The following is a 14,570-nucleotide window of genomic DNA, read 5'->3' as shown; positions in this document are numbered from 1 at the left end:
CTCGTTGCTCTTGGGGTCGAGTCTGATCCGCCCCTACCTTGGCTGGCAAGGGTTTGTCTCACGCGGCTTGCTTCCTCTCGCTCACCTCTTCGAGGCAAGCCTCGACGGCTTGGCGTAACGATGAGACGTAGGCATCAGCGCCAATCTGGTTCTGGATGAACTTGTCGGACAGGACGGCATCCTCCATCGGCCAGAGGCCCACCACAATGGGCTTGCCGGGCAGCTTCTCCTGCAAGCGTCGGATCAGATAGCGAAGGTGGGCCGGGTTGCCGCTGATATCGAGGTAGGCGACGCACACCATCGCCACACCCTTCACATCAAGCGTCCTGATCCGGTCGCGCGAAACATCGGCATGCGGGACGACCCGGGCTCCGAGACCATGCTTGTCGAGCAGTTGCGCCAGCATAGCGGAGGCCGCTTCATCAAGCGGTCCCCGCCCAGCGATGCACATCACGGGCGTCTCACCACGCCAGGCAGCGGGACGCTCTTCCAAAGGGGGAGCCTGGCCAGGAACAGCCTCGTTCTTGGGATGAGTCTTCTCTGCGAGCGTGGGCACCTCAGACTGGTCCGTCGGCTTGGTGTCTGAGGGCGGCTCTTCGTCTGGTCTGCTCGCGAGTTCATCGACGAGGGCACGCGTCGAGACTTTCACATTTTCCAATTGATGCACCGTCACGACGCCACGGGCGAAGTCCGTAGCAGCGAGTTGCAAGCCCTTCAGGGCAACCTCATCGTAGTAGGACGAGAGCGAGCGTTCCTTCAGCATCAACTCGCCGAGCTCGACGGCCTCATCCGGATCGCCTGCGAGCATGCGCTGATAAAAATTCTCCACCGGCGTCAGAGGTGGGCGATCTCCCAGCAAAACGTCGAGAAACTCCAAGCGCTCGACATGGCGACCGAGAACGACGAGGCAGACGGTAAACGGTGTAGCCAAAATCAGACCGATGGGTCCCCACAACCAGCCCCAGAACAGCGTGGCGACGATCACTGCGAACGGCGACATGCCCGTCGAGTGACCGTAGAGCATGGGCTCGGCTACATGACCGAACAGGGGCTCAGCGATTAGGAACAACGCTGCTGTCCAAGCAACCATCGACCAGCCCGGATCGACCGCGGCGGCAAGTGCCACCGGAAAAAGCCCTGACAGGAGCGCACCAACATAAGGCACGAAGCGCATTAGGGCGGCGAATACGCCCCATAGAACGGGGCTTGGCACGCCGATGAACCATAACCCGATCCCTATGAGCACACCGAAAGCGGCGTTGAGACCAAGCTGCACCAGGAAGTAAGTGCTGAGCCGGGATGCTGCATCGTCCATGGCCACGGTCGTGCGATGGAGGTCACTAGATCCGAACAAGCGGATCATCCGGTTTCGCAGATCCTCCCGCTGCAGCAGGAGGAAGATGACCACGATAATGACAATGCCAAGCGTCGTTAGCGGGTGGACAATCGGTCCCAGCACCTTCTGGACCAAGCTGAAGGGGGAGGGCTCGGCCTCCTGGACCTTGACGAGCGTGGCCTTTGGCGGCTCGTCGGACGATGGTTGTCCAGTCTTGGTTGTGGGCGGGGCGGAGGCTTGATCCGAGGCCGCCTGGATCTGTGTGTTGGCGCGGCGCAGGAACTCGGTTGCGCGTCCGACGACGCCCTCCTGCAATCCGGCGACCTTCTTTTGGATCGTTGATTGGTACTGAGGCAGGTTCCCTGCAAGATCGGCGACCTGGCTGCCGATGACCGCTGCTGCGCCGCCGATGACGAGGAGGGCCAGCATCACGGCTGCGATGACGGAAGGGACACGTCCGAGGCGCAGGCGTCGCAGGAAGTTCACAGCCGGCGCCAAGACGAAGCTGAGCAGCACGGCAAGCACCAGGGGGATGAACACGTCCCGGGCGAAGTAAAGGGAGGCCACGATGACGACTCCGATGGCCATCGTTCCGAGACCGGACGCTCCGGGCGTCAAGGGTGGCGGTACGCGTGCCGGCTGAGGCTGAGAGGAAGGCATCGCATCCGACATGTCGCATCCTTGGCTGGCGCCATCTCTTGGGGTCATCCGCAGCAAGTGTCCTCGACGGCCTGAGGTTCAGTCCGCACGCGTCGGTTACCGGGAGCGTTGCACCGCAGATGCGCAGGGCTGCGTTATGATTAAGGCGGACCGAAGGGAGCGCTCATGACGCCGCACGCGCATGGGTCCTGGCAGCAACGAATCATCGACGGCAGAGTCTCCTGATGAGGCTCCAAGCGACGTCAGACAGCCTGCCCTGTTCCTGCCAAAGCGCCCTGACGAGCCGTTGCGCACCGCCCTGTCACCACGGCACGGTCTGGCCTTGGTAGTCGAGAAACACGCAGCCGCCCCTGTCGCCCTGTTCGAGGCAACGCTCCAGCAATGCGACCATGCCCCGGACGCTGGTATCAACGTCGAGGGTGGCCCGCCCGCCGCCCAGATCGGTTCGCACCCAGCCCGGATGCATGAGGATGACGCGCCAGCTTGCCTTGCTGTGCTGTCCGGCAAACGAGCGGGCTAGCGTGTTCAAGGCCGCCTTGCTCGCCCGGTAGCTACCCCAGCCACCCCCTTGGTTCAGGGAGACGCTGCCAAGCTTGGACGTCATGAAAGCGATCACACCGCTCGCAGCCACACGTTTGTGAAAGCTCTCAGCAAAGCGGATCGGGCTGATCGCATTAGTCTGGAATACCTGCCCCACGACCTCGCGCGGCATTTGACCGGCCGGCATACCAGCTTGTGTGGCCACCCCTGCCACCACGAAGATCAAATCGAAGGCTGGTTCACCATCGAGAGTGGCACGCAATGCTGCAACAGCCGCATCCACATCAATGTCGATGTCGGTGACGATGCGCAGGCTCCTAGTCTTTTCGCCTGCCGCAAGGTCATTCAGAGCAGCGGACGGCCGTCGGACGGTGGCAGTGACCTGCCACCCTCGCTCCAGCAGGCGAGCGACAAGGCCGAGACCAAGCCCACGGGATGCGCCAACGATCAGGGCTCAGCGGCTTCGCGTCGCTTTCGATTGAGGCTCACGGCCGGTCCTCACGCGGTGACGAGGAGAGCATCAGCGATAGCCGCCCATTCCTCATCGAGTGATGCATCGGCTGCGGGCCGGCGAGCCAGCCGGTACCAGTACGCCGCGTTCTCTGCGTCGCCTTCTGCTCGGTGCAGGTAGGCATGAACCCAAGCCGCATCGGCTCCAGGCTCCTCCTGTACGAGCACATGAGCGCGATCCCATTCACCCTTGCCAGCCCACCAAAGGGCGGCAACCGTTGGCGAGAGGTTCGGGCTGGGCGTATCAAAGGCAAGTGTTGCTCTGAACTGCTCGGAATTCGTGATCATTCTTGCGACCGCACTACCGCTCAACGCGTAGGCTCTTGATGAACCGACGTGCGACCTCGCGGACGGCTTCGTCGTCGCGCTCCTCACCGTCTGCCTTGTCCCAGAGATGGTCGAGGCTGCTGTCAAGCTCGTCGAGAAGCTCAGGGTGGCGCTGCGCGACGAAGCGGATGGTGCCAAACAGCAGGTGCTCAATCGCCATCTCGCGGCGTCGCGCGTCGGTAAGCTGCGAGGCGGTGTCGGCATGTGGCTCGGTCATGCCGGCTCAACGGGCTGGAGCCACTCTCAGTTCGCTTGCCGAGTGGGCCGTCGATGCCGCACGCCGAGATCGCGGCCGGCCGCGCTTGACCCCGCGATGGTACGCAGGATGCGGCATGGGTCCCCTCAGCGCTTTTTGCCCAACTCAGCCGCGATGTCCTTGGTCATGCGGCCGACCTTGCGGTGGGCTGCAACCAGCTGGTCTTGCGTGACCCCCCAGCGCTTCATCCAGAACTCGACCGCTTTGCGCTCGGACAGGTCGAGGCGATCCTTGTCGATGAAGCCGCGCTTGTCCTTAAGGCCGGCCATGATGGCTCCTGCTGCAATGCTGCATTCTACCGGGGAGCCGAGGCTCATCAAGGCGGCCGGGGCTGATGCGCCAGATCTAGAGGCTGTTACGGACTGCTGCAAAGTCGGCGGCCCTGCGTCGTAGCAGGACGCTGAAGGCAACAAGGAGTAGTCCGGCCAGTGTGCGGGCAAGCGTTCGTCGTGGGTCATGCGGCGGAAGCGCGCCATCTAGGCGAAGGCGCGCACGATCACCCAGCGGCGTGGCAAGAGCACGGAGCCACGCATGGCCTCAGGCAGCTTCACCATCCGCAGGTGTGAAGGTGGGTTGCCTACAGGATCAATCCTCAGCTCATCGAGCAGTCGGGCGTGGGGCTCCGTACGTCAGCAGGGGCAGCGATCCTATTGATGAGCCGCAAGCTTGATCAATGATTCTAAGCCGAACAGGCCGCCCCTGATTGCGATTGTCCTCCCTACGAAGCACGTAATCGTGAGGGGCGCGAGAACAGCAACTTAAGCACAAGAACGTCTACGTTGTCGGCTTGATCTCGGACCGAAAATCCACGACGGACGTCTGTAGATTTGCAAGCAAGGTGCTCAATGACCGACGATACAGTAGCCGGAGCCATTCAGAAGATCGATCAGTTCGAGGCCGTCGAGTTCACGGCCGGGATCGTGGCGGCCTTCGTGTCCAACAACTCGGTCCCAGCCTCCGGCTTGGCAGAGCTGATCCTGTCCGTGCATGCAGGATTGCTGGGCTTGGGCAAAGCTCCCGCTGCCGCCGAGAGCCCGGTGACCAAAGCCACACCGGCGCAGATCAAGAAGTCGATCACGCCAGAGGGGCTGGTCAGCTTCGAGGATGGACGGGCCTACAAGACGCTCAAGCGCCATCTCACGGGCCGTGGTCTGACGCCGGAGGGCTACCGGGCCAAGTACGGACTTCCCGCAGACTACCCGATGGTTTCTTCCGACTACTCAGCGCACCGTTCAGCTCTCGCCCAAAGCCTTGGCCTTGGCCGAAAGGGTGGAAGGCAGGCGCCGGCAGCTGCTGAACCAGTTCAGAGTGTCTTGGAGGCTCCAGCCGCGGACGCCCCGAAGCCTCGTGGCGGCCGGCGCAAGGCCGCTGCAGCAGAGACCGCGCCCAAGGGCCGTACTCGACCACGCAAGGCCGCTGCGGCGGCTGAGTAGCGTTCGGCTACCGCCGCAGCATCGCCAGCCAGGATGCGATGGGATCGATGAGGTAGGCGGTAACGCTGGCCACCCATGCTCTCGGCCCTGAGCCGACAGCTTCCTCGTCGCGACGGTCCGGGGCTCGTTCGATGCCTTGAGCAGCAAGCATGGCGGCGACGTAGGCATCCTCGTGGGCTTTGCAGGCGGCAAGCGCTGCCCGCTGCGCTCCTGCCGTGTCGACACGCATCGGCTGCCCGGAAAAGGCGTTGCGAACACAGCGGTGCCACCGCTGCTTGAGATCAGCCGGGTGCGTTGCCTCGCTTGGCCCAGAGGTCGCCATTGCGGCTGTGTCCCCCAACAGGAGGAGAAGGATCAGGCTCGTGAACAGCGGGTGACGCATGGATTTGTCTCGCGCGGACGGAGCCGAGGCGCTAGAACAAACCAGCAACACTCAGCGCCAGATGATCCGCACACCGCGTGGCCTGCCGCCAATCGGTGGCCCAGGTTCAAAGTCAGTGCATCGTGGTTTGACGTTCCCTCGGATTCTGGTCCGGCCGAAGGGTGAGCCTCCGGGTCTAAACCGCCGCTACTCCGCCCTCTCGGACCCGTTCATCAGACCTGTGTCCCAGGCCAGCGCTACCACTTGGCCGTCAGTAAGCGGCGGGCCGCCATCGACCGTGTAGCCGCCGATCTCCTCGGCTTGGCGTTGCACGATCCGGCCGGCGATGCGCAGTGCGCCGATCGCCTCATCGAGGAGAGCGCCATCGATGTCGAAGGAGGAAGAGATTGCCTTGCGAGGCCCCATGCACACCGGAATTAGCATAGGTTAACGGCAACGTGTTGAGCAAGTCTCAGCGCAGTGCACCGTCCGTCGAGGTTGCTTGAGGTAGGTGGTCGTCAAGCCGACACCCTCGCTCAGTGTTCGCCGAAGCCCATCAGCAACTTCTTGATCTCAGCAAGCGCGTGTTCGCGGGCCTTGTCCTCGGACCGGAGACTTCGATCCGAGCGCTGAACCAGCTTCCCGTTCTTGGGAATGGCTTATTGATAAGAGTCACCCTCCGCTTTGGGTGGGATGATCTCCAGCGTGTAGGGACGGATATCTGCCACGCTCCTTGGCTGAAGATGGGGCAGCCAGAGCGGAAGTACTGTTCGGCTCCGGTGTAGCTCTGACGCGCCGACAAAGCGGCCCCGCCGCCCGATCTGATCACGGGCTGGCGGGGCGTGTCGTGTCCACACGACGGAGCCGATACGCAACTTGGCTCGCCGCTAGGATGAGGGATGTCGGGTTATGCCGAGATGTACCACCCTCGCTCGTGCTGAGCCCGTAATAGGAGATTCGTCCACGACGCGCTCAACACGCCCTTGCCGGCTTTCTGATCATCAACTCAAGCGTCGGTCGTCGGAAGCCTCGATCATCCGCAAAGTCTGCAGGACTGTATCGGCAACCTCGCGGGCGCCCTGGCGCCCTTCATCTGTGGCAGGCACTGTCGCGACAGGATAGATCGTGCTGCGTCCGTAGCGAACCAACACGACTTGATAGATCCCTGACGCCGGGGAGAAATCCTTCCGACGCGGCGCAACGGAATAGAGGCCGACGAAGCCGTAAAGCCGCGATGGCCTGGCGTCGTTCGCAATGCCTGTCTCAGCTCTGAGGCCGCGCTTAGGCCGGAAATCCGCTCGCACGATGAGCGATTCGGCCGGGCCTTACGTCAGCGTATGTGAATGCCGCTCGGATGGGATCTGGCGCCTCGAACACGAGTAGAGTGACGGGCTCAGGGCACGAGCCACACGTCAGCATAGTGGGGATCTATCAGCCGTGAACGTACGAGATCGACGGCTTGGATGGATCGGCGCGCTAGCAGGTGTGATCGGTGTCGTTGTCTTGAACGTTGCACCGCTCGACGGATTGCTGCCGGTCAATCGCGCCCTGTTCGCGCTGATCTGCGGCCTGGTGAGCATCTGGGTAATTGCAGCACTGAATAGGCCGAGAGACAGCAATTGACCTCCTCGTTTCAGGCACCGCGATCCGCTCAACTTGATCTGCTTTGCCCCCAGTCACGTTGGCCTCGGAGATCACCCTGGGAGTGAGTTCCTGCGAGCGCTGCCCAAAGAAGCTGATGTGCTCAGCTTTTGCGGAATGAGATATCGCACTGCGACGGAGAGCATCGCCGCCGGCGCCCTCACATCCGCTGAGTTTTACCAGAGCACCGACGCTCAAGAACCAGATGCCCAGCAATCGTTGTTCCTGGCGCGTGAGTAGCGAGACCACGCCTCTAGGTGCCGACCCTTGCGTACCGAAACGACGTGTCGTCGCTGCTCCATTGGTACTCGTTCGTCGCCAGGGACAACACAGCTTCTGCATCGTCTAAGGCGGAAAGAAGTGGACCAAACGCCTCTTCTACAGGCTCGTGAAATGTATCTGCAAGTTGATCTCGAAGATCATAGCCAATCTTTGTTAGGACGAGCAGCGATCGGAAGCCAAGATGTTGCATTATAGACACCCTGAACGCGTTCTATAGCTTGATAATGGCTATCTGATCCTCCTCTGTGTCTTAACAGGACGTTAATTGCGTTGCTCATTTCGTTTGCATTGATGCATGTTGGTTCATGCTCAAGCTGCATTTGAACCAGCCCGAACACTGCAGGCTCGGCGATCCCGCATTTGCGAGATGTTCCAATGCGCAACGTACGACTGTATCTGACCCTCAGCCGCTCTCGTTTTTGTGATCTTCGGCGAGAGACCTGCTACCAGACGTGCGACCGCGGCTTTTGGCAATGGTGCTCGTTCGGCGTGAAGTTGGTGTCACCTGCTCAAGGGGCTGCATCTGCGCTGCCGTTACGACTGACAAACTTCGCCTATTCTGTCTGGCTGCCGCTATAACCCAATATGGGAAGGCCGTATGCACGATATCAATCATGGCCGAGAGCAAGTTCGGGCCAGCAAGACTGGGTACCTCTTAGCAGGGCTTCTCGTGTTGGCGCTGATCGCCTTCACCGCCTACTTCGTGTTGATTCCATCTCCGCTCCCGCCTCGGTAGCCCCAGTGTCGCCTCAAAGGCTTGGGCGAACAGCGGATTACGAGGTGCGATGCTGCCAACAGCATCACCGGCGGGACCTTGGCTAGCCCGCGGGCAACGCTGGAAAAACCGTTCTCGATGTCAGAAAGCCCAAGCCGTCGGCAACTCAGTGAGCTGTGTGGTGTAGCGCGGGCTCCGCATCTCGAACTTCGTCGACCAATCCTTGGGCGACGAGGCCAGCCCAGCGGTGCCGGGTACGACGCTGGCGCGCCCCCAGCGCAGGTTGCAGGCGTCCATCGCGGCCATGAGCGGGCCTGAGCGCGCGCGGTCGAGCTGTCCGATCAGTGCGCGCGGCGTCTGGGCGAGCGGCAGCAGGTCGACCGTCACGACGCCGGCCTTCGAGTAGCGCCAGGGTGGATCGGGCTGCGCGCGCCAGGTCCGCGCCACGCCAGCCCGCGCCGCAGCGATCAGCACCAGCGTGTCGTTCGTGGCCTCGGGCAAGCTGACCGTCGTCGAGACCGAGCGCTGCGGCCCGTCCCGGTCGTGAGTCGAGGTATGGTAGAAGACGCTCACGTGGTTCGTGCCCAAGCCCTCCCGCCGCAGCTTCTCGCCGAGCCGGGTCGCGTGGGCGGCCACCGCCTGCTCCAGCATCGCGCGCTCGGTCACACGGCCGGAGAACGAGCGCGTCACCGCGCATCCCTTACGCCGCGCCGGCACCAGCTCCAGCGGCAGGCAGGAGAGGCCGCGCAGCTCATGGATGATGCGCTCGCCCACCACGGAGAGCGCCTTGCGCACCGGCCTGGGGTCGAGGTCGCGCAGGTCCGCCACCGTGTCGACGCCCATCGCTTCAAGCTTGGCGAGCGAGGCCCGGCCGATGCCCCAGACCTCCTCGACGGCGATCCGGCAGAGCCAGTGGTCGTAGGCCCTCGGGTTCGTCAGGTCGCAGACCCCGTCGAGCTCCGGCACCTTCTTGGCAATGTGGTTGGCGAGCTTGGCGAGCGTCTTCGTTGGCCCGATGCCCACACAGGTTGGAATGCCGGTCCAGGCCCGTACCGTGGCGCGTAAGTCCCGGGCGATTTCCACCCGGTCACGCTCGCGAATGTCCGAGAGGTCGAGGAAGCTCTCGTCGATCGAGTAGATCTCCACCCTCGGCGTGAAGTCCCGGTAGACCGCGTTCGTGCGGGCGCTCATGTCGCCGTAGAGCGTGTAGTTCGACGAGAACACCCGCACGCCCTCGGAGCGGCAGAGATCGCGGATCTGGAACCAGGGCGCGCCCATCTTGATGCCGAGCGCCTTGGCCTCGCTGGTACGGGCAATGGCGCAGCCGTCGTTGTTGGACAGCACGATGACGGGCACGCCCGCGAGCTTGGGGTCGAACACCCGTTCGCAGGAGCAGTAGAAGCTGTTGCCGTCGATCAGCGTGATGGCACGGTCGCTCATCGGCGCCCCCGGGCGGCGCGCGCGACGTGCCAGCGAATGTTGAAACGAACGACGCCCCAGAGCTGCGCCTCGGCGAACTCCTCGAGCGCGTAGGGCGCCATCGCGGCATTGCCGAAGGCGAGGCGGAGCACGTTGCCGTCGAGCACGACTTTCTTCAGCGACAGAGCCCCATCGACGATGACCACGACGACGCTGCCGCTGCCCGGCCGCAGGCTGCGGTCGGCCACGACGAGGTCGCGGTCGAACACGCCCTCGTCGCGCATGGAGTCGCCTGAGACGTTCAGCGCGAAGGTCGCGGGCGGGTTGGGTGCCAGCCAGCGCGGCAGATCGAGGGTGCCCTCCAGGAAGTCGTCGGCGGGCGAGGGAAAGCCGGCGCAGATTGCATGGCCCACAATCGGAATGGAGACGAGGCCGATATCGTCCGCCGGCAGCGCGACGACCTGATGAACGCGCATGCTCAGGCCTGTGCGGGTACCGGCGTTCTCACGAAGCCCCGCGAGACGTTGCGCTCGGTCTCCCGTAGCCGCCGCTCGCACGCGAGCAGGTCCTCGATAGCGATAAGGAGGGCCTGATCGTGGTCGCCGCCGGCCGCCTCCAGGTAGGCGCTGGCGGTGATCTCCTCGCCCGTGAGAGCTGCCAGTTCGGCGCGTTGGACTGCCGTCATCGATTCGACCCTGCATGAGAACAGATGTAGAACATCTCTCAAGGCGGATCGGGTCAACGGCCCGTCCGGCAATCGATCACGAGCCTGTGGAGAGCTGTGGATGAGCAGAGGGCGGTATCGTTTCCACCTGACCAACGGACGCGAGGCGCTGATCGACCGGGAAGGCACGCTGCTGCGCAGCGAGGCGCGGATCTGGTCGCACGCGGTCGCGGTGGCGCAGGACGCGATGGGGAGCTGTGGCGGGCGGTTCGACTGGTCGGACTGGCTCGTCGACGTTCACGACGCGACGGGACGGCGCGTGCTCATCCTCGCCTTCGCCGACGTCGGCGACCTCGCGATGGCAGCGTGAGAGTGGGAGCAAAGCCATGGACGCCGTGAGGCGCGTCGGGAGCTACCTTCAGGTGCAGGACGGCGATGGCTGCCGGCACCTCTTGCGCGTGACGAGCGTTCAGGCGCTGTCGGACACCGACCTCCTGCGCAACGAGACCTTCATTACGGCGGCCGGCCGGACCATTCGTGTTCTGCAGCCGCTCGACGCCATCCTGGGCCTGATCGCGCCGGGTGAAGCCATGGCATGGGAAGGCGAGCCGAATGCGAAGGCGGAACGCTGGGTGGCTGACGTCGAGGAGGAGCCCTGGCCATTCTAGAGGCTGGTCTGCGCCTTTGGGATAACGCGAATGCAGCGCAACCGACGCGACATCGCCTTTTCGATCATGAAGGCCGATACGCAGCTCAGCCGACGGATAGGTAACAGTCGCGCCGACCTGCCCCAGCTCTGCCGCCAAGCACGTGCGGGCTACACTGCGCGGCAGGCCGAGGAGCTTCCCGACTCACCTCTACGATATCGGGCGCCTTGCACGTCGCAGTGCTCGACGCGCTGATCCGTCTTCCGTCTGGACGGTCTCATCGCTCACGAGGCCGGCTGCCTCGGCGGGCTGGGCCGCGAGGCCTGACGGTTCCGATGCTCCCTCAAAGGTCGGGGTTCGTCCGCGCCGAGAAGCGATCCCTGGCCGTAATCCGGTCCGCCCGCAGGTCCCGGACCTCGCGCCGGAAGACCTCCTGGCTGAGGAACGTCCTCTCAATATCCAGGCGGTCTTCCTCCACGTCGATGTACCAGCACCGCCGCTGGCCGCTCCAGCGATAGCGGCGCGCTTTCAGGAGGTCCTTCGTCTCGATCGGCGAGCCCGCCGCCCAGATCCGCACCGTTGGTCTTCGAGCGGTCTCGAGCAGGCAGGAGAGGGCGAGCCGGCCGGAGGTTCGCAGCGGAGAAGCCAGCAACGCCAGCAGAGCATGGCAATCGTCGATGGCGCGGTGCCCATCGTGGAAGAACCCGTAATCCGCCAGCAGATAGCTGAGCTTCTGCCCCTCGTGCCCCTCCTCGCGCCAGGGGATCTGATGGCAGGAGCAGGCCCAGTTCTTCTCGGCGAAGATCGGCCAGCGCACTTCGCACATCTGTCGGTCGAAGCTGGCGTTGTGCGCAATTACCACGGCCGCGTCGGCGGCCAGCGCCTGTAGGTGTGCGTCATCAATGCATTGGCCGGCCACATCAGCATCCGTGATGCCGGTCAGACGGGTCACCTCGGCGGGAATCGGCCGGCTCGGCTGGTGAAGCTGGTTGTAGGTGCCAAGCACTCGGTAGACGCGCCCACTGGCACCGTACTCGAACTTGATGATCCCGAGTTCGATCACTTCGTCGGCCGTGTGGTCGAGCCCCGTCGTCTCGGTGTCGAGGATCAGACCGACGAAGGTCGGCTCGTCGGGTTGGGCCGAGTACCCGGCAAACGGCCTCACCCGTCGCAGAACTCGGTACGCGCCTGTCCCTTCCAGCGCGTCAGCAATGGTGTCGAGGGCGTCCTCCGCCATAGTCTTCCGTGGTCCGACCGCAAAAGCGTGCGCCGCCTACGACGCGCGGTGAAAGCCTAGGCGTGGTGCTCGCCGAGGGACCAGGGGCCGAGCGCGGGCATCCCCAGGTATTCCGCTCTCGATGGGTCGGCTACCAGCGACGCACCTGCGCTCTGAGGGGAAAGCAGGCATCACGTCTTGGAGTTACGCCGCCTAGTGAACGCGGCCTTCGGGCGAGGGGCGACCTCTATGCCAGAGCTGATCAGCGATCCACGGCAGCGCATCGCTTAGCGGCACAAACCTAACCAACAAGGACCACGGCACGCCGGACGTAGGATCCACCTTCGACCTGCTGGACGGCAAATTTCGCAACGTCCGCGCGCGCGATCATGCCGTTTCGCCAGGAGGACGGCTCGTCGAGGACTTGGAAGCGGTCCGTAGCGGCGCCGTTCGTCAGGATGCCGGGCCGCACCAAGGTCCAGTCCAGGTCACTCTTACGGATCCGCATCTCCTGGACGTCTTTGTCATCGTAGGCCCGTCCGAACACGAGGCGGAATGGCAGCCGCTGCAAGGTCCCCATCGCCTCACGGCTGTCACCTGCCCCGAAGCCGGTGACCGCTACGAGCCGGCGCACGCCGGCCTTCTCCATTGCCGGCACCAGCACGTTGGTCGCGTCCGAGAACAGGCGCACGGGGCCGAGCAGGTCGCGCACTGGCACACCCAACGCCTGCACGACGGCATCGACACCCTCAAGGGCGGCGGCGATGTCGCTGGCGTTCACGGCGTTCCCGGTAAAGCGCTCCAGGTTTTCATCCGACAGGCTGATGCGCTCGGCAGAACGGGCAAAGGCGCGGACACGATGCCCCGCCGCCAGGGCTGTCTTGACCGTTTCCAGGCCGATGCCCTGGCTGGCACCGATGACGAGGAGGTGGAGCATGCGCGCTTCCCGACTGCTGGCAGGAGCAGGATGCGCGGAGGGGAGGCAGCCGCACCATGCGGCCGCTTGACCTAGGACGATTCGGACGACGGCTTTCTCGCGTCATCTCTACGCTCATTCGCTACCGCGAGTGCGCGCCATGGCCACTGACGTTCATACGAACCTCCATCGGCTCTTAATGTGCGGACACTGCGAAGCTCGCCGCCCCCTGAGATCGTGCCGTTAACCGAGGCGGGTCGGCATTGCACGGGAAGATCTTCAACCTGGCAATCCGCACGTCGCAGACGGCTGGCCAATCCCTTCCGATCTTTCGCAAATCATCTTCGACGATGTCGACGTTCGCACATCCCGCCGCATCTCGCGCTTAGCATGCGTTCAAGAGGGCTTGCCCCTTAAACTGCAAGACGGCATGAGGCTAAGCCGGCATGAGGGCACCGGGGCGAGATTGCCGCCTCGTTCCCATGCGCGGACCGACGTCTTGATAGCCCGGCTGCATGTGTGGGCAGGCGGGCACGCCCTCATGCAAGGATGCCAACGTGCGAACCATCGCGGTGATCAGCCAAAAGGGTGGAACAGGAAAATCCACGATCGCCATTCACCTGGCGGTGGCGGCGCACTTGGCCGGGCATCGCTGCGCCGTTGTCGATCTCGATCCGCAGGCAACCGCTCGTAAGTGGGGGGACAAACGGGAGGCCGACGGACCGGAGGTCATCGGCGACCATGCCGAGCGGCTTCCCCAACTTGTGGACGCGGCGCGCGACAACGGTGCCGGCCTTCTCGTGATCGACACGGCCCCGAATGCGGATCGCGCTTCCCTGGCCGCGGCGCGCGCGGCGGACCTCATCCTGATTCCCTGCCGGCCGGCCGCCTTCGATCTTGAGGCGATCGAGGCCACGTTAGACTTGGCGACCATCGCCAAGAAATCCGCCTGGGTCGTGCTGTCGTCGGCGCCGGTGCGCAGCCCCGTCGTCGAGGAAGCGCGGCAAGGGCTTGAGAGCAACGGAACGAAGGTGGTGCCGCAGATCATTCACCAGCGGGTTGCCTACTCCTATGCGGTAATCGATGGCCGCTCGGCCTCGGAATATGAGCCGGACGGCAAGGCGGCTGAGGAGATCGGCAGTCTGTTTCGGTGGGCAAGCAAACAAGCCGGCCTGCCTGCAAGCAAGAAGCACGGCAGGAAGGCACGGGTGTGACAATGACGAAGCGACCAAGCCTGTTTGGCACCAAGGCACCGCCGGCCGAGGGTAATGAGCGGACGTCGTCTGAGCGGGCGAAGGCTGCTGCCGACGACAAGGCGATGGCGTCCGGCGCCTCTGCGATCCGCGAGGCGGTCGCACCGGGTAAGTACCCCAAGGCCAGCACGCGGGAAGGCAAGCGCGTGGTGACGGCCTACCTCGACCCGGAGGCCTTTCGCCAGTTGAAGCGGATCGCGGCCGACGAGGATGCGCAGCAGCAGGACCTGCTCCTCGAGGGTATCAACGCCGTCTTCGAGAAGCGCGGCCTATCGCGCATCGCATGAGGGCGCGCGAAACAGGCGTCTGGGTAGACGCGAAGGCTCAGGTCCGACCCTGACTTGAGGGATTGCCAGGGGTAACCCTGAGCACAGGGCTGGCCCGTTTCGAACGC

General features: G+C 63.9%; 18 protein-coding genes and 1 pseudogene. 5 read left to right on the top strand and 14 right to left on the bottom strand.

Annotated features, from left to right (window positions below; all coding sequences use genetic code 11):
* Positions 1 to 58: 58 nt before the first annotated feature.
* From MFF55_RS25425 to MFF55_RS25400, 6 genes and pseudogenes are all read right to left on the bottom strand, one after another.
* A complete protein-coding gene (locus tag MFF55_RS25425) occupies positions 59 to 2,008 on the bottom strand; it encodes an AI-2E family transporter (protein ID WP_373874871.1) in 1,950 nt (649 codons plus the stop codon).
* Positions 2,009 to 2,297: 289 nt separating this feature from the next.
* Positions 2,298 to 2,984, bottom strand: a complete 687-nt coding sequence (locus MFF55_RS25420) for an SDR family NAD(P)-dependent oxidoreductase (RefSeq protein ID WP_306421476.1) — start codon at positions 2,982 to 2,984, stop codon at positions 2,298 to 2,300.
* 50 nt (positions 2,985 to 3,034) lie between these two features.
* Entirely contained in the window at positions 3,035 to 3,334 is a 300-nt protein-coding gene (locus tag MFF55_RS25415) for a hypothetical protein (RefSeq protein ID WP_238246889.1), read from the bottom strand.
* Between the two features lie 13 nt (positions 3,335 to 3,347).
* On the bottom strand, positions 3,348 to 3,590 hold the full coding sequence (locus MFF55_RS25410) for a hypothetical protein (protein ID WP_238246888.1): 243 nt from the start codon (positions 3,588 to 3,590) through the stop codon (positions 3,348 to 3,350).
* A 125-nt stretch (positions 3,591 to 3,715) separates the two neighbouring features.
* Entirely contained in the window at positions 3,716 to 3,898 is a 183-nt protein-coding gene (locus MFF55_RS25405; RefSeq protein ID WP_238246887.1) for a DUF3606 domain-containing protein, read from the bottom strand.
* A gap of 76 nt (positions 3,899 to 3,974) precedes the next feature.
* A pseudogene (locus MFF55_RS25400) lies at positions 3,975 to 4,189 on the bottom strand (IS5/IS1182 family transposase); the annotation flags it as partial.
* Positions 4,190 to 4,474: 285 nt separating this feature from the next.
* On the opposite strand from MFF55_RS25400, the gene MFF55_RS25395 reads away from it, so the two are divergent.
* Positions 4,475 to 5,062 (top strand): Ros/MucR family transcriptional regulator, encoded by a 588-nt coding sequence (locus MFF55_RS25395; protein WP_238246886.1) that lies wholly within the window; start codon positions 4,475 to 4,477, stop codon positions 5,060 to 5,062.
* Positions 5,063 to 5,069: 7 nt separating this feature from the next.
* Here MFF55_RS25395 and MFF55_RS25390 read toward each other — a convergent pair whose 3' ends face one another.
* The 6 genes from MFF55_RS25390 to MFF55_RS25365 form a co-directional block, all read right to left on the bottom strand.
* The gene (locus tag MFF55_RS25390; protein WP_238246885.1) at positions 5,070 to 5,444 is read right to left on the bottom strand and encodes a hypothetical protein; all 375 of its coding nucleotides are present in this window, start codon (positions 5,442 to 5,444) and stop codon (positions 5,070 to 5,072) included.
* Positions 5,445 to 5,630: 186 nt separating this feature from the next.
* Complete coding sequence (locus MFF55_RS25385) at positions 5,631 to 5,849, bottom strand: hypothetical protein (RefSeq protein ID WP_238246884.1); 219 nt, start codon at positions 5,847 to 5,849, stop codon at positions 5,631 to 5,633.
* 1,050 nt (positions 5,850 to 6,899) lie between these two features.
* On the bottom strand, positions 6,900 to 7,280 hold the full coding sequence (locus MFF55_RS25380) for a hypothetical protein (protein WP_238246883.1): 381 nt from the start codon (positions 7,278 to 7,280) through the stop codon (positions 6,900 to 6,902).
* Between the two features lie 922 nt (positions 7,281 to 8,202).
* Positions 8,203 to 9,501 carry a Y-family DNA polymerase gene (locus MFF55_RS25375; protein ID WP_238246882.1) on the bottom strand — a complete coding sequence of 433 codons (1,299 nt, stop codon included), beginning with the start codon at positions 9,499 to 9,501 and terminating at the stop codon, positions 8,203 to 8,205.
* Positions 9,498 to 9,956 carry a LexA family protein gene (locus tag MFF55_RS25370; protein WP_238246881.1) on the bottom strand — a complete coding sequence of 153 codons (459 nt, stop codon included), beginning with the start codon at positions 9,954 to 9,956 and terminating at the stop codon, positions 9,498 to 9,500. Before MFF55_RS25370 ends, MFF55_RS25375 begins: the two co-directional genes overlap by 4 nt.
* A gap of 2 nt (positions 9,957 to 9,958) precedes the next feature.
* Positions 9,959 to 10,165 (bottom strand): hypothetical protein, encoded by a 207-nt coding sequence (locus tag MFF55_RS25365; RefSeq protein ID WP_238246880.1) that lies wholly within the window; start codon positions 10,163 to 10,165, stop codon positions 9,959 to 9,961.
* A gap of 100 nt (positions 10,166 to 10,265) precedes the next feature.
* Between MFF55_RS25365 and MFF55_RS25360 the strand changes: the two genes are divergently transcribed.
* Positions 10,266 to 10,514, top strand: a complete 249-nt coding sequence (locus MFF55_RS25360) for a DUF6894 family protein (RefSeq protein ID WP_238246879.1) — start codon at positions 10,266 to 10,268, stop codon at positions 10,512 to 10,514.
* 16 nt (positions 10,515 to 10,530) lie between these two features.
* The gene (locus MFF55_RS25355; protein WP_238246878.1) at positions 10,531 to 10,812 is read left to right on the top strand and encodes a hypothetical protein; all 282 of its coding nucleotides are present in this window, start codon (positions 10,531 to 10,533) and stop codon (positions 10,810 to 10,812) included.
* A 322-nt stretch (positions 10,813 to 11,134) separates the two neighbouring features.
* On the opposite strand, the gene MFF55_RS25350 is transcribed toward MFF55_RS25355, so the two are convergent.
* Together MFF55_RS25350 and MFF55_RS25345 are read right to left on the bottom strand one after the other, a co-directional pair.
* Positions 11,135 to 12,028: a 3'-5' exonuclease gene (locus MFF55_RS25350; RefSeq protein WP_238246877.1), complete on the bottom strand. Its 894-nt coding sequence runs from the start codon at positions 12,026 to 12,028 to the stop codon at positions 11,135 to 11,137.
* A gap of 280 nt (positions 12,029 to 12,308) precedes the next feature.
* Entirely contained in the window at positions 12,309 to 12,944 is a 636-nt protein-coding gene (locus tag MFF55_RS25345; RefSeq protein ID WP_238246876.1) for an NAD(P)-dependent oxidoreductase, read from the bottom strand.
* A 536-nt stretch (positions 12,945 to 13,480) separates the two neighbouring features.
* Between MFF55_RS25345 and parA the strand changes: the two genes are divergently transcribed.
* Both parA and MFF55_RS25335 read left to right on the top strand, forming a co-directional pair.
* The gene (parA, locus tag MFF55_RS25340) at positions 13,481 to 14,137 is read left to right on the top strand and encodes a ParA family partition ATPase (protein ID WP_238246875.1); all 657 of its coding nucleotides are present in this window, start codon (positions 13,481 to 13,483) and stop codon (positions 14,135 to 14,137) included.
* Positions 14,138 to 14,139: 2 nt separating this feature from the next.
* A complete protein-coding gene (locus tag MFF55_RS25335; RefSeq protein ID WP_238246874.1) occupies positions 14,140 to 14,463 on the top strand; it encodes a ribbon-helix-helix domain-containing protein in 324 nt (107 codons plus the stop codon).
* The last annotated feature ends 107 nt before the right edge of the window (positions 14,464 to 14,570 follow it).

This window comes from Methylobacterium iners, assembly GCF_022179305.1.
In the GTDB taxonomy this organism is placed as follows: domain Bacteria; phylum Pseudomonadota; class Alphaproteobacteria; order Rhizobiales; family Beijerinckiaceae; genus Methylobacterium; species Methylobacterium iners.
This window is presented reverse-complemented; position numbering and strand designations above follow the sequence as displayed.